Genomic DNA, 25,032 nt, shown 5'->3' on the forward strand with positions numbered 1-25,032 from the left:
AACCATGGCGATCCCGCCACTGTCGGCGATGCCCGGCCGCGGGCGAGCCTGGTCGGGCGAAGGGAAGGGACATCACTCATGACTCGCATCGCCATCAACGGATTCGGCCGCATCGGGCGCAATGTGCTGCGCGCACTGCTGGAGCGCGACAGCGCCCTGGAGGTCGTCGCCGTCAACGACCTCACCGAGCCCGCCGCGCTCGCCCGGCTGCTCGCCTTCGACAGCACGGCCGGCCGGCTCGGGCGCCCGGTGAGCGTGGACGGGAACACGCTGGTCGTCGACGGCCGGCGGATCACGGTGCCGGCCGAGCGCGAACCCGCGCAGCTCCCCTGGGCCGAACTCGGCGTCGACATCGTCCTGGAGGCCACCGGCCGCTTCACCTCGGCCAAGGCCGCCCGCGCCCACCTCGACGCGGGTGCGAAGAAGGTGCTCGTCAGCGCGCCCTCGGACGGCGCCGACGTCACGCTCGCGTACGGCGTCAACACCGACGCCTACGACCCGGACGTGCACACGATCGTCTCGAACGCCTCCTGCACCACCAACGCGCTCGCGCCGCTGGCCGCGGTCCTCGACGAACTCGCGGGCATCGAGCACGGGTTCATGACGACGGTGCACGCCTACACGCAGGAGCAGAACCTCCAGGACGGTCCGCACCGCGACCCCCGCCGCGCCCGGGCCGCCGGCGTCAACATCGTGCCGACCACGACCGGTGCCGCCAAGGCGATCGGCCTGGTGCTGCCGAACCTCGAGGGCAAGCTGTCGGGCGACTCGATCCGCGTCCCCGTCCCGGTGGGCTCGATCGTCGAACTCAACACGACCGTCGCCCGCGACGTGACGCGCGACGACGTACTGGCGGCGTACCGGGCCGCGGCGGAGGGGCCGCTCGCCGGCATCCTGGAGTACTCGGACGACCCGCTGGTGTCGTCCGACATCACGGGCAACCCCGCCTCGTCCATCTTCGACTCGGCCCTCACCCGCGTCGACGGCCGCCACATCAAGGTGGTCGCCTGGTACGACAACGAGTGGGGCTTCTCCCACCGCGTGATCGACACGCTGGAACTCCTCGCCGGACACTGACCGGACGCCGGGACGGCACCCCGCCCCCGGCGACCACGCGGGCCGGCCCTTCCACCACACGGGCCGGCCCTTCGCCATGCCGGCCGGGGCGCAAACGTGCTGCTGCGCGGCGGCCGCACTCCGCGCCCCGCACCGCGGGAGCCGCCCACACCGCGGGACCGCCCTCACCCGGGCGGGCGTACCCGGGCGGCCGTACCCGGTCCGCCGTACGGGGCATCCGTGCCGGTCCTCGTCCGGCAGCAGTGTGATGTTCGCCGGGCGGCGTGAGGCGCGGGGGACGGACGGGCAACGTACCCGTTCATGCCCCACGCGATTTCCCTGCGGCAGGTGATGCGATGACCACGGCGACGACCCGGACGCCCCGGACGCCGCCCGCACGGACCGGCGCGACGGCCGCCGGGCCCCCCGCGCCGGCCGCCGCGCCCTCGCTGCCCTCGCTCACCGGACTGCGCTGGATGGCGGCGCTGCTGGTGTTCGGACTGCACGTGCACAACTTCGCCTGGTTCGGCGGCACCGGCGGCCGCCTCGTCGCCTGGGGCTTCGGCGCCGGCGCCAGCGGAGTGTCCTTCTTCTTCCTCCTGTCGGGATTCGTCCTGACCTGGTCGGCCCGGCCCCGGGACCGCGTGCTCGCCTTCTGGCGGCGGCGGATCGCGCGGATCTACCCGGTGCACCTGGTCACCCTCGCCGGCGCCTTCCTCCTGGCGTCCGCGCTGACGCACCAGGCGCGGCCCACGCCGAAGCAGGCCCTGGCGAACGCGCTGCTGCTGCACTCCTGGTGGCGGCCGTGGTGGCAGACGCTGAACCCGGTGAGCTGGTCCCTGGCGTGCGAGGCGTTCTTCTACGCCGCCTTCCCCCTGCTGTACCTGCTGCTGCGGCGGCTCGGGGCGCGCGGCTCGGCCCTGCTCGGCGGGCTGGCGGCGGTCGCGGTCCCCGTGCTGGCCTGGGCCGACGCCCATCACTGGTGGACCCACTCGGTGTACTCGTTCCCCGCCGCGCGGCTGCCCGAGTTCGTGCTCGGCGCGGTGACCGCGCGACTGGTGCTGCTCGGCCGCTGGCGCGGACCCGGCCTGGAGGCGTCGCTCGCCCTGGCCGTCATCGGGTACTTCCTGGTCCCGCAGGTCACCCCGGGCTACTCGGCCACCGTGTGCACCCTCGCCGGGTTCGCCCTGCTCATCCCCGCGGCGGCGGTCGCGGACCTGTGCGGGCTGCCGTCCCTGTGGCGGCGCCGGCGGATGGTGCGGCTCGGGGAGCTGTCGTTCGCCTTCTACATGGTCCATCTGCTGGTGCTGCGCGCGGCGGCCACCGTGCTGGGCCCGAAGCCGCGGTTCGGCGTGCTGCCGGGGCTGGCCGTGAGCGCCGCCGCGTTCGCCGTGTCGCTCGCCTTGTCCTGGGCGCTGTACGAGGGGGTGGAGCGTCCGGCGCGCCGGCTGCTGCTCTACCGCCGCCGGCCGCCCGCGCCGGCGGAACCGCTTCCGGCCCGCCGGGAGGCCCCGGCCCCGGTACCCGACTGACGGCCACGGACTGCGACAGACGGCGACCGACGGCGGCAGGAGGCGACAGGAGGCGACAAGCGGCCACCGGGTGCGACGGGCGGCGACAAGCGGCGGCCGGCTGCGACGGAAGCGTAGGCGCGCTGGTCAGAGCGGGTTTCCGGGCGCGGAAGCACGGGCGGCCCGGCGTTCCGGCCGAGCCGTCCCGCGTGCACGCGAGTGACGTCCGCAACATCGAGGAGAGTCTCGCGGATTTCGGGGTAGGCGCCTGCCGACACCGGGCCGGCGGCGTGTTCCGCCGGGCCGGCCGCACTCACGCACCTAAGGAGCCGAGCAGCGTGCGCGGAAGACAGCACGGGGCGAGCGGGTGGCCGGCCACCGGCCGGTCCCCCTCCCCTGCCCACCGGCGCGCCGCGCCACGCCGGCCCCTGCCCGGGCGCCTCCCGAGCCGTCCGGAGCACGTCCCGCCGCCCGGAACGTACGCTCCGGCAGCCGCAGACCGGTGCCCGCCGGCCGCCGGCCGCGCCACCGCGCCGGCCGTGACCGCCGCGCCGCACCGGCCGTCCCCGGCCCCCTCCGCCGTACCCGCCACACGGCTCGGACGGCCCTCCGGACCGCGCCGGGTGCCCGGCCGGCCGTCCCCGGACCGCCCCTCGGCCGGCCCGGTCACGCCGGAGAAAACGCTGACGGGAGCAGGTTTTGAAGGCCCCGACACCGAGAGCTACGGTGGGCGGTCGGCAATCCCCGGCTCGGGAGAGCCGGTCCACCAGCGCACCTGGCTGCGCGAGAGGAGAGGATGACAGTGCCCGAGCAGGACGCGGCCCCGTCGGCACCGCAAGTGGTGAGTTCCTTCCTGGAACAGCGCAAGGAACAGATCGCCCAGCGCTGGGCCGACGCCCCCTTGTTCCGCTCGGTCTTCACCGTCTCCCGCGACGAGGCGGTCGAGGCGTGCAAGGCCGTGGTGGACGCCCTGTCGGAGGTGGCCGTCAGCGGACGCCTGGAGGACACCAGGGCGCCCGGCTACGCGCCGGTGCGCGACCAGTTGGGGCGGATGACCCAGTCCCGGGCCCGCAACGGGTCCACCCCGGCCCAGATCGCCGACGAGGTGGCCGCGCTGCGCGCCCCCGTGATCGAGCTGCTGCGCGACGAGTTCCCCGATCCCGCGGCCCCGCAGGCCCAGGAGTGCGTGCTGGCGCTGACCCTGCTGCTGGGCACGCTGCGCCTAGTGGTGCTGGAGACGGCGCTCGACGCGAACACGGAGCTGATCGAGCGGCAGCGCCAGCAGCTGCTGGAGGTGGCCACGCCGGTCATCAAGCTGTGGGAGGGCACGGTCGCCGTCCCGCTGATCGGGACGCTGGACAGCGCGCGGGCCCAGGGGGTGATGGAGTCGCTGCTGGAGGCGATCGTCGACCAGCGCGCCCGGTACGCCATCCTGGACATCACCGGTGTGCCGACGGTCGACTCGCTGGTCGCGCAGCACCTGATGAAGACGGTGGCCGCGGCCCGGCTGATGGGCGCGGAGTGCATCGTCTCCGGGATCCGCCCGGCCATCGCGCAGACCATCGTGCAGCTCGGCATCGACCTGGGCTCGGTCCTCACCCGGGCCTCGCTGTCCGACGCGCTGGCCTACGCGCTGGGCAAGCAGGGCATCGAGGTGTCCCGTTCGGACGCGGCTGCGAGCGCCCGGTGAGCCATCCCTTCCCCGGCCACTCGACCCAGATCCCGGTGCTCGCCCTGGGCGACGTGCTGCTCGTCTCCTTGCAGGGCGAGCTGCACGACGGCATGGCCGAGCAGTTGCAGCACGACATCACCAACCGGATCGCCACCAACCGGGTGACCGGCGTGGTGATCGACATCTCCGGTGTGGACATGGTCGACTCGTTCCTCGGCCGGGTGCTCGCGGAGATCGCCTCCACGGCCCGGCTGCTGGCGGCCCGCACGGTCCTCGCCGGGATGCGGCCCGCCGTGGCGATCACCCTGGTCGAGCTGGGTCTGACCCTGCCCGGCCTGGTCACCGCCCTGGATGTCGACCGTGCCATGGAACTCCTCTCCCAGAGGGGGAGCTGATGCAGACGTCCGGCCAGGTGACCGCGACGAGCCTGCCCATCGGGTCGGACGCGGACCTGGCCTGGGTACGGCAGCATGTGCGGCAGTGCGCGGCGGCGCTCGGATTCGGCCTGGTGCAGCAGACGAAGCTGGTGACGGCGGCGAGCGAGCTGGCCCGTAACACCCTGGTGCACGGCGGTGGCGGCCGGGTGGAGATCACCCCGCTGGACGACGGGCGCAACCGGGGCCTGCGGATGTGTTTCATCGACAGCGGTCCGGGCATCCGCGATCTTCAACTGGCCATGACCGACGGGTACACCTCCGGCGGCGGTCTCGGCCTCGGACTGAGCGGAGCGAAACGACTGGTGCACGAGTTCAGTGTCGACACCGAGCCCGGCCGGGGCACGACCGTGACGGCCACCGCCTGGGTGACCCAGGTGCCCGGGTCTCGTCCGGGGGTGGGATGAGCCGGGTGTGGGAGGTCCCGGTGCACGACTCCACCCGGGTCCGGGACGCCCGGATCGCGGCGCGCGAGGCGTGCGGTGAAGCGGGGCTCGCTCCGGCGCGTACGGCGGCGGCCGAGCTGGTCGCCACCGAGCTGGCCACCAATCTGCTCAAGCACGCCGACGGCGGGCGCATGGTGGTGAACCTGGTGGAGCCGCCGGACGGCGCGGGCACGTCGGTGCAGTTGTTCTCGCTCGACCAGGGGCCGGGCATCCCCGACGTGGGCGCCGCGCTGCGCGACGGCTACTCCACCGCCGACGGCTCCCTCGGCGCGGGGCTGGGCAGTTGTCTGCGCAGCGCCAACGCCTTCCACCTGTTCAGCAGGCCGGGCCGGGGCACGGTGGCGACGGCCCGGATCGACCCGGAGCCCGCCGGACGCGGGGCGCCCACGGCCCAGTTGCCCGCGGGCGGGATCACGGTGGCCCTCGGGCAGGCCGGGGACTCCGGTGACGCCTGGGGCTGGGCGCGTTCGGGAGGGACGCTGACGATGCTGCTCGCGGACGGTCTCGGGCACGGTCCGAAGGCGGCGCACGCCTCCACCGAGGCGGTACGGGAGCTGCGCCGCGCCGCCCATCTGCCGCCCGGGGAGATCCTGCGCCGGCTGCACACGGCGCTGCGGCCCACCCGGGGCGCGGCGGTGACGGTGGCCCAGGTGGACACGGACCGGGCGGAACTGAGTGTCGCCGGGGTCGGCAACGTGGGCGGGCGGGTGCGCACCGGGGAGTCGTGGTCCTCGCTGGTCACGCACCCGGGGATCGTCGGGGCGTACTTCCCGGCGCAGGTTCCGGTGCGCCGGCTGCCGTGGCGGCCCGACAGCCTGCTCGTCCTGTACAGCGACGGACTGCCCAGCCGGTGGACACCGCCGGAGGACGCCGGGCTGCTCGCCCACGATCCCTCGGTGGTGGCCGCGGCCATCCTGCGCGACGCGGGCAGCCCCGCCCGCCCCGTACGCGACGACACCACCGTGGCCGTACTGGCCCCCGACCGCCGGACCCGCACCCATGACAGCCGCTTCTGAGACCTGGACCATCGCCTCCGCCGCGGACGCGGCCCGCGTCCGCGCCGTGCTGGCGCGGCTGACCGCGGACGCCGGGGTGCCCGCGCTGGACCGCGCCCGGTTCCTCGGCGCGCTCGGCGCCCGGCTGCGGCACGGCCTGGCCGCGGGCGGTACGGAAGTGGCCGTGGCCGCCGGCGCGGACGGGGAGCTGCGGGTCGCCGTGGACGGCCCGGAGCCCTGGCGGCACACGCTCCGCTGCCCGGCTCCCGTGCCCGGCCCGCTGCCCCGCCCGGACGAGGTCTCGCTCGCCGAGGCACTGCTGGAGGCCGACGAGGACACCGCCGCGCTGCTGACCAGCCTGGCGGAGACGGAGGAGCTGCTCGGGTTCCACCGGGAGGAGCTGCACCAGACCAACCAGGGTGTGCTGGCGCTGCACGCCGAGCTGGAGGCGGCGGCGCTGGCGCAGCGCGATCTGCTGGACGCCGAGCGGGCGGCGCGCGCCGAGGCGGAGAAGGCACGCCGGCTGCTGACCTTCCTGGCCGACGCGAGCGCGACCCTCAACGCCTCCCTGGACCACGAGGACATCCTGCGCCGGCTGCCCCGGCTGCTGGTCCCGCGGTACGCCCGGCACGTCGACGTCTGGCTGATGGACGACGAGCGGACCCCGGGCGAGCGGGTGGCGGCCACGGTGACGGCGGCGCGCACCGGCCGGCCCCAGCACGCGGGACCCCGCCCCGGCGGGCTGCCGGGCGTGGACGACCTGCCCGCCTCGGAGATCTCCCCGGACCGGCCGCTGCTGTGCCTGCCGCTGGGCGCGCGCACCGTGCAGGGCGTGCTGACGCTGGTCGCGCCGGGCGACCACTTCGACCCGGACACCACCGTGATGCTGCTGGAACTGGCCCGGCGCGCGGGCACCGCCCTGGACAACGCCCGCCAGTACGAGCAGCACCGGGATGTCGCCGAGGCGTTGCAGCGGGCCCAGCTGACCGACCTGCCCCACACCTCGGACCTCGCGCTGGCCGCCCGCTATCTGCCGGCGACGCGCGGCCTGAACATCGGCGGTGACTGGTACGACGCCTTCTCCCAGCCGGACGGCAGTGTGCTGGCGGTGATAGGCGACGTCACGGGGCACGGGCTGCGCGCGGCGGTGATCATGGGCCAGTTGCGCACCGCGCTGCGTGCCTACGCCGTCGAGGGCAACGGTCCGGCGCGGATCCTCACCCTGCTGCACCGGATGCTCCGCCACCAGCAGCCGGAGCTGTACGCGACCTGCGCGATCGCCCGGTTCACGCCCGGTGAGCCGGACGTGGTGTGGGCCGCCGCGGGCCATCCGCCGGCCGTCGCCCGCGGTCCCGGCGGCGAGGTGCGGGTGCTGGAGGAGAAACCGGGCATCATGCTCGGGGTTCCGCTGCCGTACGAATACGAGGAGCACGCCGTGGAGTTGCCGGCCGGCTCCACGCTCGCGCTGTACACGGACGGCCTGGTGGAGCGGCGGTCCGCCGGGATCGACGCGGGCATCGACCGGCTGGCCCGGGCGATGGGCGACCTCGGCAGAGCGGATCTGACGGATCTGGACGCGGCGGCGGACGCGCTGCTCAAGCCGATGCTGCACGACTCCGAACACGACGACGACATCTGTCTGTTGCTCTGCCGCACCGCGCGGGGCTGACCAGCCGTGCGCCGGCCTCCGGTCGCGGAGGCCGGCACAGGGCGGGGCGTCACTTGTTGAGGCAGTAGTTGCCGAAGGCCGGGTTCAGCAGCCCCACGATGTTGATGCTGTTGCCGCACACGTTGGCCTGGATCTCGATCGGCACCTGGACGACGTTGCCGGACAGGATGCCCGGGCTGCCCACCGCGACGCCGGTCGTGCCCGGGTCCGAGTCGGCGACGGCGGCGGTGGCGCCGGTCAGGGCGAGGGCGCCCGCGAGTACGGTCGTGGTGGCGAAGCTGCGAAGACGCATGTTCTTCCTCACGGTTGGCATTGGGACGCCTTCATCACATCCCGTGAGGTGTGCCGTTCGCCTCTCCTGGTACGCCGTTCGGGCAGGCCCTCGCCCGGATCACCGCCGGGTCCGCGGGTCAGGCGGCGGACGGGAAGCGTTCCCAGACGCGGTGGGCGGCGAGCAGCCCGGTGAGCTGCCCGAGCACGGTGGCCGCGGTGTCGCCGACGAGCACGCCGGGCGCGTCGAGCGGGATGCCGGCCGCTTCCAGCGCGGCTTCTCCGCCCTTGGCGGCGCCGATGGCCTTGCCGTGCCGGTACGCCTCCTGCAGCAGCAGTCCCACGCGCGGGTCGGGCGCGGCTCCGTGGCCGCCGGGCTGGCCGGCCTTGGCGTCCCGGGCGCCGTAGGCGTCGGCGCCGATCCCGGGTGTGCCGGCCACCAGGATGGCGTCGAACTCCACGGAGCGCGCGGTGGCGTAGGTCCGCTGGACGGTCACCGGGTCGGCGCCGTCCCCGAGGGTGCCGCCGGCCGGTGCGATGACCAGCGGGACCATACCGCCGTCGAGCACTTCCTGGCGTACGGCGCGTACGCCGTCCAGGTCGCCGTCGGGCCCGGTGAGGATGCCGATGATCCGGCCGTCGGTGGGCCAGGTCTGCCCGATCTGGGAGAGCGCGGGGCTGGGCTCGACGTCGGCGAGGGGCACGGTGGGCTCGGGCGCGGGCAGGCCGAGGCCGGCGGCGACGCCCGCGCACAGCTCCGGGTCGATGTTCGCCAGGACCTGCAAGGCCCGCTCCCGGATGGCCTGCTCGTAGCACTTGCCGAGTTCGAAGGTGTAGGCGGCGATGATGTGCTCGCGCTCGGGCGGGCTCATGCTCAGCCAGAACCGGCGCGGCTGGCTGAAGTGGTCGCTGAACGACTCGGGTGCCTCGCGGACCTTGGTCGCCTCGGGGACGCGCACGGGTGTCTCGACGAAGGCGCCCAGGTCGGCGCCCGCGGTGAAGGGGCAGCCGCCGTCGAGGGAGTTGGGCCGGTAGGGTGCCACGCCCCGGTGTACGGCCGTCTGGTGGAAGCCGTCGCGGAGCATGTCGTTGACGGGTGCGTGCGGCCGGTTGATCGGGAGCTGCGGGAAGTTGGGGCCGCCCAGCCGGGTGATCTGCGTGTCCAGGTAGGAGAAGAGGCGGCCGGCGAGCAGCGGGTCGTCGGTGATGTCGATGCCGGGGACGAGGTGGCCGACGTGGAAGGCGACCTGTTCGGTCTCGGCGAAGAAGTTGGACGGGTTGCGGTCCAGGGTGAGCAGCCCGATCGGCTGCACGGGCGCCAGCTCCTCGGGGACGATGTTGGTCGGGTCCAGCAGGTCGATGCCCTCGAAGGTCTGGTCGGGCGTGTCGGGGAAGGTCTGGATGCCGAACTCCCACTGCGGGTAGGCGCCCGCCTCGATGGCGTCGGCGAGGTCCCGGCGGTGGAAGTCGGGGTCGACGCCGTTGATGATCTGCGCCTCCTCCCACACCAGGGAGTGCACGCCCAGCTTCGGCTTCCAGTGGAACTTCACGAGCGTCGTCTCGCCGGCCTCGTTGACCAGGCGGAAGGTGTGGACGCCGAAGCCCTCCATCGTCCGGTACGAGCGCGGGATGCCGCGGTCGGACATGTTCCACAGGGTGTGGTGGGCGGCCTCGGTGTGCAGGGTGACGAAGTCCCAGAAGGTGTCGTGGGCGCTCTGCGCCTGCGGGATCTCCCGGTCGGGGTGCGGCTTGCCGGCGTGGATGACGTCCGGGAACTTGATGGCGTCCTGGATGAAGAAGACCGGGATGTTGTTGCCGACCAGGTCGAAGACGCCCTCGCTGGTGTAGAACTTCGTCGCGAAGCCCCGGGTGTCGCGGACGGTGTCGGCGGAGCCCCGGGAGCCGAGCACGGTGGAGAAGCGGACGAACACCGGGGTCTCGACGTCCTCGGCGAGGAACGCCGCCTTCGTCACGTTCGCCGCGGTGCCGTAGCTGCGGAAGACGCCGTGCGCTCCGGCGCCGCGGGCGTGGACCACGCGCTCCGGGATGCGCTCGTGGTCGAAGTGCATCACCTTCTCCCGCAGGTGGTGGTCCTGGAGGAGCACCGGGCCGCGGGGTCCGGCCTTGAGGGAGTGGTCGGTGTCGGGGAGCCGGGCGCCCTGGGCGGTGGTCAGATAGCTGCCGCTCTGCGCCATCCGGGCCTGGTCGGCGCCGGTCGGCTGGCCGGTCGGGGAGACGGTGTCCGGGCCGGTCTGGTCGGGCTTGGGCGGCAGCGGCTCACGGGGCTCGGTCGGTTCGGCGACGGTCGGGGACTGCGGCGCGGGCTTGCCCGGGATGCCGTCCTCCGGGCCCGCGGGTCCGCCTTGGAGGGCGTCCGCCACCTTGTCCGCGGCGCGCTTCAGGGGGTTCGTCTCGCTCATCGGTGATGCAGTCCTTCGCTGGTCACGGGTGCGGGTGGGTCCGGCAGGCACGGGCGGCCGCCGGGTGCGCGGTGGCGACGCCGGGGAGATGGCGCGGGCGCCATGGCTCCGGCCGGGCCGGATGCGGGTGGGATACGGATGAGATGCGGATGGAAGGGGTCGGTGGCGGCCCCGTACCGGGGTCCCCGGGCGGGAGCGTCCGAAACCGGGAACCTCGGGGAGTTCCCGGTCGGGGTGAAGTCGGGCCGTCTCCCATCGAGTTGCCGGGACGGCAGGCCCGCCGGACGCGTCGGCCCGGACCCGGGGACCACCGGCAGGGCCAGGCACCGCCTCCCGCCGAGGGCGTGTGCCTCGGCAGGGCCGGCGCCGTGACCCGGGGCGGACCGTGATCCGGCCGCCCGCACTGGTCACCCTAGGCGCAGACGGGAGCCGGCGCAGTTCGGTGCGGGGCCGGCGACGGGCCTGCGGCCTGCCGGTCAGGAGACGGCGACGGGCCCTGCGGCCGGTCGGTCAGGGGCGTACGGGTCCGGCCGGTGTCACGGGCGGGCCACGACGCGGAAGCTGTCCAGGGCGGGGTCCGCCGCGTCCGGGATGAGGAAGCCGTGGGCGACACCGCTGCGCAGGTAGTCGACGACCTCCGCGGTGATCACCTCGCCCGGCGCCACGACCGGGACACCCGGCGGATAGGGGCTGATCGTCTCGGCGGCGATCCGGCCCACGGCCTGGTCGGCGGGCACCTGTTCGGCGGGGCCGAAGAAGGCGTCGCGGGGCAGGACGGCCTGTTCCAGTTCGAGGACGCCGGGCGCGGGCAGGTGCACCGTGGGCTGCCGCTCGATGGTGTCCGCCCGCTCCACCAGCGAGTGCACCGACTCCACCAGCAGCTTCTCGGTCTCGTCGTCGTCGGCGTAGGTGATGGAGGCGCTGATCCGGCAACTGTCCGAGCCGCCCACGTCGATGTGGCAGTGGGTGCGCAGCCACTCCGCCGCCTGCATGCCGCTGATGCCGAGGTCCCGCACGTCGACGACGATCTTCAGCGGGTCGTACTCGGCGGCCAGCCCCTCCTCGATGATCTCGCCGCCCATCACCCGCAGCCCGGACAGCTCCCGCAGCCGGGCCCGGATGCGCTCGGCGCGGTGCAGGGCGGCGTCCAGGAGGCCGTGGCCCTGCTCGACCATCTGCCGCCGCCAGCCGTCCAGGGTCGCGTACACCAGGCTCGAGGCGCTGGTGGTGCCGAGCAGGTCCTCGCGCTGTTTGAGCACGTCGGGCGAGACCCGGTCGTGCTGGAGGTGGAAGACCGAACTCTGCTCGATGGCGCCGCCCATCTTGTGGACGCTGGTGACGACCAGGTCGGCGTCCGCGTTCATGCCCCACACCGGAAGGTCCGGGTGGAAGGGCAGGTGGGCGCCCCACGCCTCGTCCACGATCAGCGGCACGTCGGACACGTGGCAGGCGTCGGCCACCGCGCGCACGTCGGCGCAGGTGCCCCAGTCGGTGGGCGTGATCAGCAGCATGCCCTTGGCGTCCGGGTGTTCCCGCAGCCGGGCGCGCACGTCGTCGGCCTCCGGCGGATGGGCCATGTGCCGTTCGCCGTCGAACTTGGGGTGCACCCAGATGGGTTCCACCCCGTTGATGATCACCGCGGCGATGACCGACTTGTGCGCGTTGCGGGACAGCAGCAGCTTCTCGCCCGGGCCGGCGACCGCGCACATCGCGGTCCGCACGGACAGGGAGCTGCCGCAGGTGGAGAAGAAGGCCTGCTCGGCGCCGACCGCGTCCGCCATCAGCTCCTGCGCCTGCTGGAGCACGCCCTGGGACTGGCGGCGGTCGTCCAGGCCGTTGAGGCTCAGCACGTCGGAGCGGAAGACGTCCAGTCCGACGATCTCGGCCACCCGCGGGTCGGCGCCGCGGCCCTGCTTGTGCCCGGGAGGCCCGTACGCCACGTCCCCTCGCCGCCGGAACTCCTGCAGAGCCTCCAGAACGGGTACGCGTGAGTGGTCCATGCAAGCCTCCTGAGCCGGTCGGTTCCGCATCCTCCGTGTTGCACCGGCCGGGCTGCCCAAACCAGATGGGCCGGTGTCACAGGGCCGTTCGGGTGGAACCCGGCGGGCGCACCCACCCGTTCCGCCGTACCCGCAGGAGGTTTTCGTGTCCCTGTACGACCGGATCCGCGAGGAGGTCGCGCGGCGCGCCGACGCGCTGTGGGCCGTGGCGTCGACGCTGCACGCCGACCCGGAGACCGCGTTCGCCGAGCACCGGGCGGCGGCGCTGCTCACGGGTGAGCTGGAGGGCGCGGGGTTCACGGTGCGGCGCGAGGCGGCGGGGCTGCCGACGGCGTTCACGGCCCGCTCGGGCCACGGCCGGCCGGTGGTGGCGTTCCCGCTGGAGTACGACGCGCTGCCCGGGCTCGGCCACGCCTGCGGGCACAACCTGATCGCGGCGGCCGGCCTCGGGGCGGCCCTGGTGGTGGACGCCGTGCGGGACGGTGCGCCGGGCACGGTCCTCGCGGTGGGCACGCCCGCCGAGGAGGGCGGCGGCGGGAAGGCGCTGGAGGTGGAGGCGGGCGTCTTCGACGGGGTGGACGCGGCGCTGATGTTCCATCCGGGGGTGTACGACTGGGTGCGGGCGCCGCTGACCGCGCAGGAGCAGTACCGGGTCGCGTTCCGGGGCCGGGCCGCGCATCCCACGGGCAACCCGACGGAGGGCGTCGACGCGCTCGCCGCGCTGATCGAGCTGTTCAACGTGGTCTCGGCGCTCGGCCGGCGGCTGCCGGAGGGCTCCCACGTGCAGGGCATCATCACGCACGGCGGCACGGCCACGAACATCGTGCCGGAGTACGCGGAGGGCCGGTTCGGGCTGCGCGCGCTCACCACCACCGCGCTGGACGAGCTGGCGGGACACCTCCGGACGGCTGCCGAGGGCGTGGCGCGGGCGACCGGCACGACCGTGACGGTGGACCGGGCGAGCGTGCGCTACGAGCATTTCCGGGACAGCACGGCGCTGTCCGAGCGGTTCGCCGGTCATCTGGGCCGCGCCGGGATCACCCTGACCCCGCCCGCTCCCGGCGTCTACCTCGGCTCGTCCGACATCGGCAACGTCAGCGGCCGGGTGCCGGCCATCCATCCGTTCGTCTCGATCATGGGCGCCGGTTCCGACCACACGCCGGAGTTCGCCGAGGCGGCGGCCTCGGACCGGGCCCGCCGGGTGCTCCTCGCGGTGGTGGAGGCGCTGGCCTGCACGGCGGCGGACACGCTGACGGACGCGGGCCTGCGCGAGCGGGCCTGGGAGGGGCTGCGCCGGTCCGAGACGTGAGGGCGGAGACCGGGACGGGCGCATAGGGCAGGGCGGTCAGGAAGAGCCGCCGCAGCGGACCTCGCGTTCGTCGTCGCGGCCGTCGGCGGCGGCCCGGGCGCGCACATGTTCCACCGCGGCGGGCAGCGCCCGGCGGATCGCCTCGGGCAGCGTGCCCCGGACCGGCCACTCCACCACGCAGCGCGCCACCTCGCGCAGTTTGGTGTTGGTGTGCTGCGAGATGTGCTTGAGGACCTCCCAGCCCTCCTCCGGGCGCATCCGGGCCATGGTGATGACGACCCCGATCGCCTGGTCGACCAGGGCGTGCGAGCCGAGCGCCCGGCGTAGCTGGGCGACCTCCTCCCGGAGTGCTCCCAGCTGGTCGGTCTGCTCGTCACGTCCGATCATGCGATCACCTTGCGCGGCATGCCCGCCCGGCGCCAGCCGTCCGGCGAACGATCCGGCATACGGCCGTACAGAAAGCGAAAAAGGGCTGGTCACGGCGGACATGAAAGCCTCCGCGCGGGGCATGCGCGCAGCCATGGAATCGCTCACCTTCGACAGCGACGACCTGGAGGTCACGGAGGATTTCCTCAGCCGGGCCTACGCCAGGATGCGGATCGCCAGCGGCAGTCCGGGCTCGACCCGGGCCCGGGTGCACCGCGCCGGCGTGCCGTCGGTGAGCGTCGACGAACTCGCGCTGGACTTCGAGATGGCCTACTCGGTGACGCCGCTGGGCCGGATCTGTCTGTGCGTGGTGCACGAGGGAACCGTGCGCGACCACGCCTACCAAGGGGTCGAGGACTCCTTCGGGCCGGGGGACGTGGTGCTGTTCGCGCCGCCGGACCTGCCGTACTCGGGGCGGATCCGCCACGCCCGGTACACCATCGCCCTGCTGGACCCGGCGCTGCTCGGCCAGGTGGCCGCGGGCCCGGACGAGGCGCGTGCGGTGCGGCTGACCGGGCACCGGCCGCGCTCCGCCGCCGCGGCGCGCCAACTGCGCCGTACGATCGGCCATCTGCGCGACGCGGTGCTGGCCGAACCCGAGATCGCGGACGAGCCGCTGGTCGCCGCCACGGCAGCGCAGCACTTGGCGGCGAGCGTGCTGGCCGCGTTCCCGAGCACGGTGCGCGGCGAGCCCGCCGCCGCCGACCGCGCCGACGCGCACCCGGCGGTGCTGCGCCGCGCGCTCGCCTATGTCGACGACCACGCGGACCAGCCCGTCACGGTGGCGGACATCGCCGCCGCGGCCCATGTGACGGTGCGCGCGCTGCAGTACGCCTTCCGCCGGCACCTGGACACCACGCCGCTGGCCCATGTGCGCCGGGTCCGGCTCGCACACGCCCATCAGGAGCTGGTGGCGGCGGATCCCGGCGGCGGGGCCACGGTCACGCGGGTCGCGGCCCGGTGGGGTTTCCACCACCCGGGCCGCTTCGCGTCCTTGTACCGGAGCACCTACCGCCGGGCCCCGCACGAGACCCTGTCGGCCGGCTGACCGGCGGACTACGGGAAGGACGTCACCTTGGACGGCACGGTGTCGGTGCCCGAGGTGGGTGCGCCGGTGCCGTTGACGACGTGTGCGTACTGGCCCTTGCCGCCGAGGGAGATCACCAGCAGGTCGTGCATCCTGATCCCGGAGGTGGCGGGCACCTGGAAGCCGTGGGCCTGGACGATCGACGGATCGGCCGTGTAGTTGCAGTAGCTGCCCAGGCCCCACGCCTCGTGGGTGGTGACGGAGTCGGCGACCTTGTAGGCCGCGTAGCCGACGATGCCGTCGTGGGTGACGGCGGCGGCGTTCGGGGCGTCGTACGCCTTCTCGTTCTGGAAGAAGACCGTCCGGCCGCGCTCTCCGCTCCAGTAGACGTCGTACTTGTTGAAGTGCTCCACGAACAGGCCGGTGGCCAGCACGTCGTTGCCGTTGACCCGCAGGCCGTAGTCGGCGCGGTTGGTCTCCCAGCCGACGCCGCTGCCGTGGTCGGCGCGCCAGATCCAGGTGTGGTCGACGATGACGTTGTTGCTGTCGACCACCACGGAATCGGTGGCGAGACCGGGTCCGGCGCCGCCGATGCGGACGAACACGTCCTGCATGGTGGTGGGGTTGGCGGAGTGGTCGGCGGTGGCGCCCGGGGTGCCGATCCGCAGGAGCGTGTCGGACCTGACGGAGCCCGCGTCGATCAGGAAGCCGGCCAGCTTCACGCCGTCGACGTCGGCGACGTGCATCGCGTCGACGCCGTTGTCCGGGACGAGGGTGGCGAGGCCGAGGCCGAGGACGACGGTGTTCGGGCGGGTGACGTCGATGGTCTGGTCGAGGTGGTAGACGCCGGGGGTGAACAGGAGGTTGAGACCCTGGGCGAGGGCCGCGTTGATGGTGGCGGCCGTGGCGCCCGGCTTGACGACGTAGAACTGGTCGAGCGGGAGCGAGGTGCCCGCGTTCGCGGGCCAGGAGACGCCCCGGGCGTTGGTGCGCTTGGCCGGGACGAACACCTTGTAGGCGGAGCCGTCCAGGTAGAGGAACGGCTTCTCGCGGGAGACCGGGGTGGTGTCCAGGGTGGTGTACGGGCCGCTGTCGAAGTTGGTGGCGGGTGCGCCCTGGACTCCGGAGAAGGTCATGTTCCACACGCCGTTGGTCCAGCCGCCGACGGAGCTGTCCCGGGTGTACCACTGCTGCTGGGAGTACGGGCCGACGGTGCCGTCGATCTTGGAGTCGGCGATGTAGCCGCCGGAGGCCCAGCCGTAGCCGTTCGGGGCGAGGTTGAGGCCGCCCTTGACGTGGATGCGGCGGAAGGGTGCCGCCTGCGCGACCGCCCAGCGGTCGGTGCCGTTGGACGGGGTGAGGGCGAAGTTCTCCGCCGAACGCCAGAAGTTCTGGGTGGCGTTGCCGTTGAACCAGCCGGCGTCGACCGTGACGTCACCGTTGATCTGGGTGTCGTCGGGGTTGAGGCCGAGCCCGGACAGCGAGGTGTAGAAGCCCAGTTGGGCGTTGATGCCGTTGTAGGTGCCGGGCTTGAGCAGGAACTGGTAGCGGCCGGTGCCGAACTGGTCGGACTCCTGCCGGGCGAAGACGTCGTCGAACTTCTGCTGGAGGTTCGGGGTGGAGGGGTCGACGACGATGACGTTCGGTCCGAGGTCGCCGCCGCCCTGGACCGGCGGGACACCGGTGGTGCCGGTGTGCACGGCGACCTCCCACAGCGAGTAGCCGTAGCCGGTGCCGCGGGCGGTGCCGAGGATCCGGACGTACCGGCCGGACCCGCCGACGTCGTACGACGCCGTGCCGCCGGACGCGCCGGTGACGCTCTTGAGGGTGCTCCAGCTCTGGCCGTCCGCGGAGGCCTGGATCTGGAAGTCCCTGGCGTAGGCGGCCTCCCAGTTCAGGTCCACCTTGCACAGGTCCCGGACGGCGCCGAGGTCGACCTGGAGCCACTGCGGGTCGGTGGCCTGGCTGGACCAGCGGGTGGCGGTGTCACCGTCGAAGGCGGCGGAGGCGGGCGTGCCGGCGTTCTCGGCCGAGGAGGCGGTGGCGGGCTTGCCCCGGGCGGCGTTGGCGGTGTCGCAGCCGGCCTGGCCGCCGTCCAGGCTGCCGAACACCTGGAACTCCCACAGCGAGTAGCCCCACTGGGTGGCCCGGTGGACGCCGAGCATCCGGACGTAGCGGCCGTGCCCGGACACGTCGAGCGTGTCGGCGCCGCCGTCGGACCCGGTGACGGACTTCAGGTCGGTCCAGGCGGTCCCGTCCGCCGAGATCTGGACCTTGTAGTCCTTGGCGTAGGCGGCCTCCCAGTCGAGGACCACGCGGGTGACCGAGGCGGAGGCGCCGAGGTCGACCCGGACCCACTGGTCGTCGGTGGCGGCCGAGGCCCAGCGGGTGGAAGTGTCGCCGTCGACGGCGAGGCCGGCGGCGGTTCCGGCGTTCTCCTGGGACGACGCGGTGGCCGTCCTGCCCTGGGACAGGGGGGTCTCGGCCGCGGTGGCCGAGGGGTGGGTGGCGGGGAGGGCGGTCAGCGCGGCCGTTGCGGCCAGCGCGACACCCAGGGATCTCCATCTCATTTCGGGCGGCTCCAGAGGTGGGCGGGGTCCACATGCCTGACCCCACGGCTTAGTTCATGTTTTGATTTAAGTGATGAACCAACCAGCCCACAAGACTCGGGAAGCGAAGAACTTCAATTGCCCCGCCGGCGGGGCGGGGTCCTGCCGGCCGGTGTCAGGCTCCGGCCGGCAGGAAGGACAGGGTCTGCTCGGCCGGGCCGCGGCCGTCGCCGAGGGAGCCCGCGGCGGCGGTCCAGGTGCGCGCCGGGCTGGTCTCGGCACGCCGGCCGGCGGCCGCGGAGAGGCCGAGGACGAGGCCGCTGTAGCGGTTGACCAGGCGGTGGGTGCCGGCCGGGGCGGGCAGCACGAACCACTGCTGTCCGGCGGCGGGTTTCCCGGACCGGGCCGCGGTGGCGGTGGGCCGGGCTCCCCAGGCGCGGCCGGCCGGCCGCGTGGAGTCGACGCCCAGCAGCCGGCCGGTCGCCGCGTTGACGACGGTGTAGGCGCCGTCGCCCGTGGGCGCGAACGACCACACGGCGCGCGCGGAGCCGGCGGACGGTGCCACGGAGGTGACGGCAAAGCCGCCGGACTCCTGGGCGAGGACGCGGCCGGTGCCGCCGGCGATGCGGTAGCGGCGGCCGGGGTCCACGGGCGGCGCGGCCGGCGCGGCGGAGTCGACGGTGAGATCGGCGTACTCGCCCGAGGAGCCGTGCGAGCAGCCGAAGGAGCAGTAGGCGCGGAAGGTCCGGCCGACGACGGACGAGCCGGTGCGGCTGACGGGGTCCAGGAACCAGCGGTACCAGGAGGCGGTGGTGTAGTCACCGGTGTCGCCGATGAGCCGCCACTTCTGGGTGGCGAGATCGTCGGTGGCGTACAGGTACTGCGGTGCGCCGCCGCTCTGGTCGACGGCCTGCGGGGTGCCGATGTACCGGCCGAGGTGGGCGTCGTAGGCGATGTTCAGCAGGAACAGCGGCGAGGTCGGGGGCATGTCGCCGGCCGCGATCTGCTCGGCGGCGGTGCCGGGGCGGGCCGGGTCGTACTCGGCGGAAACGGGCGGGTAGCCGGCGGGATGGCTCGCGTCGGCCGGGACGAGGGTGCTCTCCCGGCCGCCCGTGCCGGGCTGCGACCAGCTTCCGCCGTACCACTTGCGCCAGGAGCCCGGGGCCATCTTCGCGGCGATCGGGGCGCGGGCCACGTGGGCGTGGAACGCCTTCCAGCCGCCGTCCTTGTCGACGATCCGCGAGCCGTAGTAGACGTAGAAGTAGCCGGAGGCGGTGTCGACGAAGAGACGCTGGTCGCCGTCGCCGTAGGAGTACGTCTGGTGCGGGAAGGCCGTGGTGTCGCCGCGCCCGGTGCTGTACGGCGAGGTGAGCACGTGGTCCTCGATGGTCCAGGTGCGGCCCCGGTCGGTGGAGACGGCGTAGTCGATGGCGTCGTAGTGCAGCCCGTCGCCGAAGGGCTGCGGGGTGAACTCGTTGTGCACCAGGCCGTACCAGTCGCCGGTGTCCGGGTCGACCCACACCCCGGACAGGTCGCAGTAGTTGCGCTGCGTGTAGTGCGAGCCGCTCGGGGCGTACGTCGCCTCGCGTCCGGTGGGGCTGTTGTCGCACCGCCAGGTGGTGTCGTCGTTGCGGTCGGCGGGGTTGGCCGGGTCGGCCGCCTCGCTGAGGCTCCGGTCGAAGACGGCGGTGTCGAAGTCCCCGCCGGTGTAGAAGTCCCACACCCGGGGGTCGCCGGCGCCGTAGAGCGCGGCGGACTGCTGGTAGTGGAAGGTGCCGTCGCGGTCGAGGAACGGCGTGGCGGGGGTGTCGGTGGGGTGGGTGAACGGGACCGGGGTGCCCACGGTCACGGTGTAGCGGGCGTCGGCGGTCGACGCGGTGTGCGCGGGGGACGGGGTGTGCGCGGGGGACGGGGTGGCGCCGCCCAGGAGCAGGGTGACGGCGGCGGCCACGGCGCCGCCCGCTCGGCTCGACAGTCGCACGGAGAACTCCTCATCGCCGAAGGGCCGGTGACACGGAACGATGCGGTCCCGGCGGCGCCCCGGCCATGGACTCCCGTGCCGCGCCTCTTGCACTTTCGCGTGCGTCCCGCGACCCGGCCGGCCGGGCTCAGCGCGGCTCGGGCGGGACCGCGGACAGCGGGGTGTCCCAGGCCAGTTGGGCGAGGAGCCGCTCGTCGGGTCCGGCGGGGCGGGCCACGACGGGAGCCGGTCCGGACGGCGCGCGGGTGCCGCGGGACAGACCGCCGCTGACGGTGATGTTGCGCTCGGCCCGGGGCCGGCGGTGCCGCTCGTACGCCGCGTACGCGGCCGCCGGCTCCCGCAGGTCGCGCAGCGCCTTGGCCAGCACGACGGCGTCCTCCAGCGCCATCGAGGCGCCCTGGCCGGTGGCCGGGGACGCCGCGTGGGCCGCGTCGCCGACGAGCAGGACCCGCCCGGCGTGCCAGGGGGCACCCAGCGGCAGTTCGGTGGCGTTGGTGACCATGACCGCGCCGGCCGCCCCGACCAGCGCGGCGGCGGGCGTGGCGTCCGCGCGCAGCAGCGCCAGCAGCCGCTCGCGCGGGTCGGCGGACGGTCCGGCGGACGGTTCGGCGGACTGTTCAGCGAACGCCCCGGCGGACAGCGGCTCGCCGCCGGCGCGGGCGAACCAGTAGGTCTCCCCCGCCGGGGACACCGCGTACCCGAAGGCGGTCGCGCTGCCCCGCACCATGGTGATGGCGCCGTCCGGGCCGGGTGCGGGCGCGGTGCCGGGCGCGGCGGCGGTGTAGCCGTAGTAGACCCGCTGGCCCGCGTACACCGGCCGGACGCCCGGCAGCACCAGGCGGCGCACGGTCGAGTGCAGTCCGTCGGCCCCGACGAGCAGGTCCGCGGTGACGGTGGTGCCGTCGGCGCAGCGGGCGGTGACGCCGTCCGGGCCCTGCGCCACGGACACCAGCCGGACGCCGTGGCGCAGCGGGACGCCCCGCCGGACCGCCTCGGCCTGGAGGGCCGCGTTCAGCGTGCCCCGGCGCAGACAGCGGTAGCGCAGGGCCGGGTCGTCCGCCTCGCCGAGCGGCGTGTGTGCCACCTCGGTGCCCTGGTCGTCGAGCAGCCGCAGGGAAGTCAGCGGAAAACCGACGGCCGTGACGGCGTCCGTGGCGTCCAGTTCGGCCAGCGCCCGCATCCCGTTGCTTCCCAGGGTGAGGAAGGCGCCGATGTCCTCCGCCGTGTCCGGGTGGGCCTCCAGGACGGTGACGCCGAAACCGGCCTTGTGCAGCCCCAGGGCGGTCGCGGTGCCCGCGATCCCGCCGCCGACGACCAGTACCCTCATCGCGTCCGCTCCCCCGGCAGTGCTCGGACCCCTCGCGCGGCCCCTGGCGTGACCATCTAAGAACAGCGACGGCCGGACGGGGCCGGGATCCGGACAAGGCGGCCGGTGGCGATGCGGTGGCGACGGCGGCAGGCGCCGCGGTGAGCGGACGTGCGCGCGGTGGCTGCCACCGGACCGGCGTCGGCCCGTTCCCGGGTCGTGCGCCTCCCGCTCCCGGGGTGCGTCGAAAGGCCGGGCGGACCGGTCCCGGGACACGCTCCGTGACCGCCGTGCACCGGCACGCCCCCGTGTGCGAAGGATGATCGCCGGGGAAGTGGGTACGTCCCGGCCATGCGGGTGAGCGTGGTGGATGCGGGGTCGAACACGGTCCGGTTGGTGATCGCGGATGTGGAAGGCGGTGTTCCGCTGCCGGTGCACACCGTCAAGTGGAAGCTGCGCCTGTCCGAGGAGGCCGGTGCGGACGGTGTGATCACCGACGAGGCGGTGGAGCGTCTGGTCAAGGCGGTGGACGCGGCGGGCGTGGCGGCCCGCGAGTGGCACGCGGCGGGCCCGCTGGCGTTCGCGACCACGGTGGTCCGCACCGCTCCGAACCGCGACGAGGTGCTGCGCCGGGTGGCGGCCGGGACCGGCATCCGCATGTGCACCCTGCCCGGCGAGACGGAGGCCGAGCTGACGTTCCTGGCCGCCCGCCGCTGGCTGGGCTGGAAGGCGGGCCCGCTCGCGCTGCTGGACATCGGCGGCGGCTCGCTGGAGGTGGCGTTCGGACGGGGCCGGCTGCCCGACTTCGCCGCCTCACTGCCGCTCGGCGCCGGCCGGCTCACCCGGGAGCACCTGGCCGCCCAGGACCCGCCGGGCGCGGACGAGCTGAAGGTGCTGCGCCGCCGTATCCGCCACGAACTGCGGGACGTGGCCGCGCGGATCCGCTGGGAGGGCCCGCGCACCGCCGCCGTCACCTCCCGTACGTTCCAGCAGCTGGCCCGGCTGTGCGGGGCCGCGCCGGGCCGGTACGGCCCGTTCGTGGAGCGGGAGCTGGCCTGCCGGGACCTCGGCGAGGCGGTGCGCACGCTCGGCGCGCTGCCCGCGGCGGAGCGGGCCGGACTGCCCGGCATCTCCGCGCCGCGGGCCGCGCAGAGCCTGGCCGGGGCGGTGGTGGGGCACACCGCGCTGAAGCTGATGGGCCTGCCCCGGGCCGTCGTCTGCCCCTGGGCGATCCGCGAGGGCGTGCTGCTGCGCTATGCCGAGGACGGCGCCGACTGGTGGGCGGACGCCACCGCCGGCAGTGCGGCACCGCTCCCGGCGGCGGCCCTGCGCATCGCGAGCCCGCCGGCCTGACGGACCGGGTCCGGGGACCCGGTCAGGAGGCGTCCCGCAGGCGGGGCACGCAGCCGAACCAGTCCACCTCGTCCTCGTCGGTGGTGTAGCCCAGGCACCTGATGATCTTGTCGTGCAGGGTGCCGGTCCGCTCGACGCCTCCGTCCACGTAGTCGTTCTTGTGGTGGGGCTGTACGAGGGTGTCGATCTCGACGATGTACCAGCGGTGGTCCTGGTCCGGCACGTCGCAGTGGCGGGCGGTCAGGTTACGGCTGGGCCCTTCACTCCATATGGGGCGTTCGGCGCGATCGCAGTGGGCGCGGCCGGCGGCCTCGGCGGTAGCGGCGCCGGTGCCGAGCAGCGCGGCGGCGCCCGTGGCCACCGCGGCGCCGACGCCGCACAGGCGCGTGAGAGTGGGGTTCATCGTGGGGTCCTCCTACCGGCTGTGGTGACGGCCGGAATCGCCGTGTCACCTTGCCGTGATCGTCACACCGGCCGGCAGGCCCGGCCCGCCGGGCGGCGTCCCGGTCCCCCGACCCGGTGACTTCCGTGCTGCCAATGCAGCAGAGGCCCGTCAGCGATGCCGAGGTACGGGACCGTCAGCGATGCCGGTGTGCGGGACCGTCAGCGATGCCGGTGTGCGGGGCCGTCAGCCGGGCCGGTGTCCCAGCCGGTCCCCGCCCGGTGCCAGGTCCTGGGTGCCGATCACGGACAGCAGCTCCAGTTGGGCGGCTCCCTCGGTGCCGGGCGGGGCGCTGAACCACAGCAGGCGCTGCCGGCCGTCCTCGCTGAACAGGTTGTGGCAGTCCAGTTCGATGACGCCGAGCGAGGGATGCACGATCCGCTTGCGCTCGGTGCGGCGCAGGGCCACGTCCCGCTGCTCCCAGAGGGCGGCGAACTCCTCGCTGTGCCGGCGCAGCGCGGCCACCAGTTGGGTCACGTCGGCGTCCCTGGCGCGCCGGGCGGCGACCGCCTGGAGGTCGGCGGCGAACACCCGGGAGTGGTGCGGATGGTCCTCGGCCGGGTGCAGGGCGCGGGCGGCCGGGTCGGTGAACCAGCGGTACGCGAAGCTGCCGTCGAGTCCGCGTCCCAGCGGTGCCGGACCGAGGAGGGCGACGGCGAGCGCGTTCTGCGCGAGGGTTTCGTGCAGGTCGGTGATGATCCGGGCGGGCGTGGTGGTGAGCCGGTCCAGCAGGCCGAGCAGGGCGGGCTGCGGGTGTGCCGCGGGGCCGTGCGCGGTGGCCGGGAGCGGGCGTTCGGCCAGGTGGAAGAGGTGGTCGCGTTCGTCGCCGCTCAGCCGGAGGGCGCGGGCGAGCGCGGCCAGCACCTGTCCGGACGGCTGGGCGCCCCGGCCGCGCTCCAGCTCCGTGTAGTAGTCGGCGGACAGCCCGGCGAGCTGGGCGACCTCCTCGCGCCTGAGGCCGGGCACCCGGCGCCGGGGTCCGGTGGGCAGACCGGCGTCGGCGGGGCGGACCCGGTCACGCCGGGACTTCAGGAATGCGGCCAGCTCCGAATGGTTCACGCTCCCCATGGTCACGCCCGCGCGCCCGCGGAGCCAGGGGTTGCCGGCCCCAGGGTGCGGACAACCCTGGCCCGCGTCCGGCGCCCGGCCCACGCTGGAGGGGCACCGACCACCCCTCCGACCGGCAGGAACCCACCATGACCTCGCAGGACTCCACCCCGGCCCAGCAGCCCGCCACCTCCACCCAAGAACCCACCATCCACGAGCCCGCCGCCACGGCACCGGAGGCCACCCCGCGGCCGGCCGGAACGCGGCCCCCGGCCCGCGTCGCCGTCGTCACCGGCGGCTCGCGCGGCATCGGCCGGGAGACGGCGCGGCGGCTGGCCGCCGACGGGTACGCCGTGGTGGTCGGCTACGGCGGCGACCAGGAGGCGGCCGGCGCCGCCGTCGAGGAGGTGACCGCGGCGGGCGGCCGGGCGGTCGCCGTCCGCGCCGACGTGGCCGACGAGCAGCAGGTCGCCGCCCTGTTCCGGACCGCCGAGGCCGAGTACGGCGGGGTCGACGTCGTCGTGCACACGGCGGGCCGGATGCTGCTCGCGCCGATCGCCGAACTCGACCTCGCGGACCTGGACGAGCTGCACCGCGTCAACATCCGCGGCACCTTCGTCGTCGCCCGGGAGGCGGCCCGGGCCCTGCGCCCGGGCGGCGCGCTGATCACCTTCTCCACCTCCGTGGTGGGCCTGGCCTTCCCGTCCTACGGCGCCTACAGCGCGAGCAAGGGCGCGGTCGAGGCGCTCACCCTGGTGCTGGCGCGGGAGCTGCGCGGCCGGGACGTCACCGTCAACGCGGTGGCCCCGGGCCCCACGGCCACGGACATGTTCCTGGACGGCAAGGACGAGGAGACGGTCGCCCGGCTGGCCGCCCAGCCCCCGCTGGAGCGGCTGGGCACACCCGCCGACATCGCCGAGGTGGTGGCGTTCCTCGCCTCGCCGGCCGGCCACTGGGTCAACGGCCAGGTCGTCCGCGCCAACGGCGGCATCGTCTGAGCCCCGCGCCGGCGCGGTGACCGCCCCGCGGTATTGACATGTACCTGTGCCACCCCCGAGGCTTCGTGCGTGAAGTTGCTCGATTGAGGCTCGTTTCGAGCGTCTCCAAGCAATCTCGTCA

The 25,032-nt window shown here is 74.3% G+C and carries 20 protein-coding genes; 11 read left to right on the forward strand and 9 right to left on the reverse strand.

Annotation, left to right across the window (positions count from 1 at the left end; genetic code table 11):
* Positions 1 to 78: 78 nt before the first annotated feature.
* The 7 genes from gap to ACZ4SV_RS05035 all read left to right on the forward strand — a co-directional run bounded on the left by gap (position 79) and on the right by ACZ4SV_RS05035 (position 7,783).
* Entirely contained in the window at positions 79 to 1,077 is a 999-nt protein-coding gene (gap, locus tag ACZ4SV_RS05005) for a type I glyceraldehyde-3-phosphate dehydrogenase (RefSeq protein WP_397934841.1), read from the forward strand.
* A gap of 335 nt (positions 1,078 to 1,412) precedes the next feature.
* Positions 1,413 to 2,588: an acyltransferase family protein gene (locus tag ACZ4SV_RS05010; protein WP_468001492.1), complete on the forward strand. Its 1,176-nt coding sequence runs from the start codon at positions 1,413 to 1,415 to the stop codon at positions 2,586 to 2,588.
* Positions 2,589 to 3,363: 775 nt separating this feature from the next.
* Complete coding sequence (locus ACZ4SV_RS05015; protein ID WP_468001494.1) at positions 3,364 to 4,257, forward strand: STAS domain-containing protein; 894 nt, start codon at positions 3,364 to 3,366, stop codon at positions 4,255 to 4,257.
* Positions 4,254 to 4,634 (forward strand): STAS domain-containing protein, encoded by a 381-nt coding sequence (locus tag ACZ4SV_RS05020; protein WP_468001496.1) that lies wholly within the window; start codon positions 4,254 to 4,256, stop codon positions 4,632 to 4,634. Before ACZ4SV_RS05015 ends, ACZ4SV_RS05020 begins: the two co-directional genes overlap by 4 nt.
* Complete coding sequence (locus ACZ4SV_RS05025; RefSeq protein WP_365883389.1) at positions 4,634 to 5,080, forward strand: anti-sigma regulatory factor; 447 nt, start codon at positions 4,634 to 4,636, stop codon at positions 5,078 to 5,080. The genes ACZ4SV_RS05020 and ACZ4SV_RS05025 overlap by 1 nt, the downstream gene beginning before the upstream one ends.
* Complete coding sequence (locus ACZ4SV_RS05030) at positions 5,077 to 6,135, forward strand: SpoIIE family protein phosphatase (protein WP_468001498.1); 1,059 nt, start codon at positions 5,077 to 5,079, stop codon at positions 6,133 to 6,135. Before ACZ4SV_RS05025 ends, ACZ4SV_RS05030 begins: the two co-directional genes overlap by 4 nt.
* Complete coding sequence (locus tag ACZ4SV_RS05035; RefSeq protein ID WP_468001500.1) at positions 6,119 to 7,783, forward strand: PP2C family protein-serine/threonine phosphatase; 1,665 nt, start codon at positions 6,119 to 6,121, stop codon at positions 7,781 to 7,783. Before ACZ4SV_RS05030 ends, ACZ4SV_RS05035 begins: the two co-directional genes overlap by 17 nt.
* 49 nt (positions 7,784 to 7,832) lie before the next feature.
* Here ACZ4SV_RS05035 and ACZ4SV_RS05040 read toward each other — a convergent pair whose 3' ends face one another.
* From ACZ4SV_RS05040 to ACZ4SV_RS05050, 3 genes are all read right to left on the reverse strand, one after another.
* Positions 7,833 to 8,075: a chaplin gene (locus ACZ4SV_RS05040; RefSeq protein ID WP_468001502.1), complete on the reverse strand. Its 243-nt coding sequence runs from the start codon at positions 8,073 to 8,075 to the stop codon at positions 7,833 to 7,835.
* Between the two features lie 118 nt (positions 8,076 to 8,193).
* Positions 8,194 to 10,473, reverse strand: a complete 2,280-nt coding sequence (locus tag ACZ4SV_RS05045) for a catalase (protein WP_468001504.1) — start codon at positions 10,471 to 10,473, stop codon at positions 8,194 to 8,196.
* Positions 10,474 to 11,009: 536 nt separating this feature from the next.
* On the reverse strand, positions 11,010 to 12,473 hold the full coding sequence (locus ACZ4SV_RS05050) for an aminotransferase class I/II-fold pyridoxal phosphate-dependent enzyme (RefSeq protein WP_468001506.1): 1,464 nt from the start codon (positions 12,471 to 12,473) through the stop codon (positions 11,010 to 11,012).
* A 145-nt stretch (positions 12,474 to 12,618) separates the two neighbouring features.
* Here ACZ4SV_RS05050 and ACZ4SV_RS05055 point away from each other — a divergent pair, with 145 nt between their 5' ends.
* Entirely contained in the window at positions 12,619 to 13,782 is a 1,164-nt protein-coding gene (locus ACZ4SV_RS05055; RefSeq protein ID WP_468001508.1) for an amidohydrolase, read from the forward strand.
* 36 nt (positions 13,783 to 13,818) lie between these two features.
* On the opposite strand, the gene ACZ4SV_RS05060 is transcribed toward ACZ4SV_RS05055, so the two are convergent.
* On the reverse strand, positions 13,819 to 14,169 hold the full coding sequence (locus tag ACZ4SV_RS05060) for an ANTAR domain-containing protein (RefSeq protein ID WP_468001510.1): 351 nt from the start codon (positions 14,167 to 14,169) through the stop codon (positions 13,819 to 13,821).
* Positions 14,170 to 14,302: 133 nt separating this feature from the next.
* Between ACZ4SV_RS05060 and ACZ4SV_RS05065 the strand changes: the two genes are divergently transcribed.
* Positions 14,303 to 15,256 (forward strand): helix-turn-helix transcriptional regulator, encoded by a 954-nt coding sequence (locus tag ACZ4SV_RS05065; protein ID WP_365881302.1) that lies wholly within the window; start codon positions 14,303 to 14,305, stop codon positions 15,254 to 15,256.
* A gap of 8 nt (positions 15,257 to 15,264) precedes the next feature.
* Here the strand turns inward: ACZ4SV_RS05065 and ACZ4SV_RS05070 are convergent, their stop codons facing one another.
* The 3 genes from ACZ4SV_RS05070 to ACZ4SV_RS05080 all read right to left on the reverse strand — a co-directional run bounded on the left by ACZ4SV_RS05070 (position 15,265) and on the right by ACZ4SV_RS05080 (position 21,092).
* Entirely contained in the window at positions 15,265 to 17,805 is a 2,541-nt protein-coding gene (locus ACZ4SV_RS05070) for a discoidin domain-containing protein (protein WP_468001512.1), read from the reverse strand.
* A 154-nt stretch (positions 17,806 to 17,959) separates the two neighbouring features.
* Complete coding sequence (locus ACZ4SV_RS05075) at positions 17,960 to 19,765, reverse strand: RICIN domain-containing protein (RefSeq protein WP_468001514.1); 1,806 nt, start codon at positions 19,763 to 19,765, stop codon at positions 17,960 to 17,962.
* Positions 19,766 to 19,892: 127 nt separating this feature from the next.
* Positions 19,893 to 21,092 (reverse strand): FAD-dependent oxidoreductase, encoded by a 1,200-nt coding sequence (locus ACZ4SV_RS05080; protein ID WP_468001515.1) that lies wholly within the window; start codon positions 21,090 to 21,092, stop codon positions 19,893 to 19,895.
* 330 nt (positions 21,093 to 21,422) lie between these two features.
* Between ACZ4SV_RS05080 and ACZ4SV_RS05085 the strand changes: the two genes are divergently transcribed.
* The gene (locus tag ACZ4SV_RS05085; RefSeq protein WP_468001516.1) at positions 21,423 to 22,424 is read left to right on the forward strand and encodes a Ppx/GppA family phosphatase; all 1,002 of its coding nucleotides are present in this window, start codon (positions 21,423 to 21,425) and stop codon (positions 22,422 to 22,424) included.
* A 22-nt stretch (positions 22,425 to 22,446) separates the two neighbouring features.
* Here ACZ4SV_RS05085 and ACZ4SV_RS05090 read toward each other — a convergent pair whose 3' ends face one another.
* Together ACZ4SV_RS05090 and ACZ4SV_RS05095 are read right to left on the reverse strand one after the other, a co-directional pair.
* Entirely contained in the window at positions 22,447 to 22,827 is a 381-nt protein-coding gene (locus tag ACZ4SV_RS05090; RefSeq protein ID WP_365877845.1) for a hypothetical protein, read from the reverse strand.
* A 225-nt stretch (positions 22,828 to 23,052) separates the two neighbouring features.
* Positions 23,053 to 23,925 (reverse strand): helix-turn-helix transcriptional regulator, encoded by an 873-nt coding sequence (locus ACZ4SV_RS05095; protein ID WP_468001518.1) that lies wholly within the window; start codon positions 23,923 to 23,925, stop codon positions 23,053 to 23,055.
* A 137-nt stretch (positions 23,926 to 24,062) separates the two neighbouring features.
* Here ACZ4SV_RS05095 and ACZ4SV_RS05100 point away from each other — a divergent pair, with 137 nt between their 5' ends.
* The gene (locus ACZ4SV_RS05100) at positions 24,063 to 24,911 is read left to right on the forward strand and encodes an SDR family oxidoreductase (RefSeq protein WP_468001520.1); all 849 of its coding nucleotides are present in this window, start codon (positions 24,063 to 24,065) and stop codon (positions 24,909 to 24,911) included.
* Positions 24,912 to 25,032 lie beyond the last annotated feature (121 nt).

This window comes from Streptomyces sp. NPDC027672 (assembly GCF_055566335.1).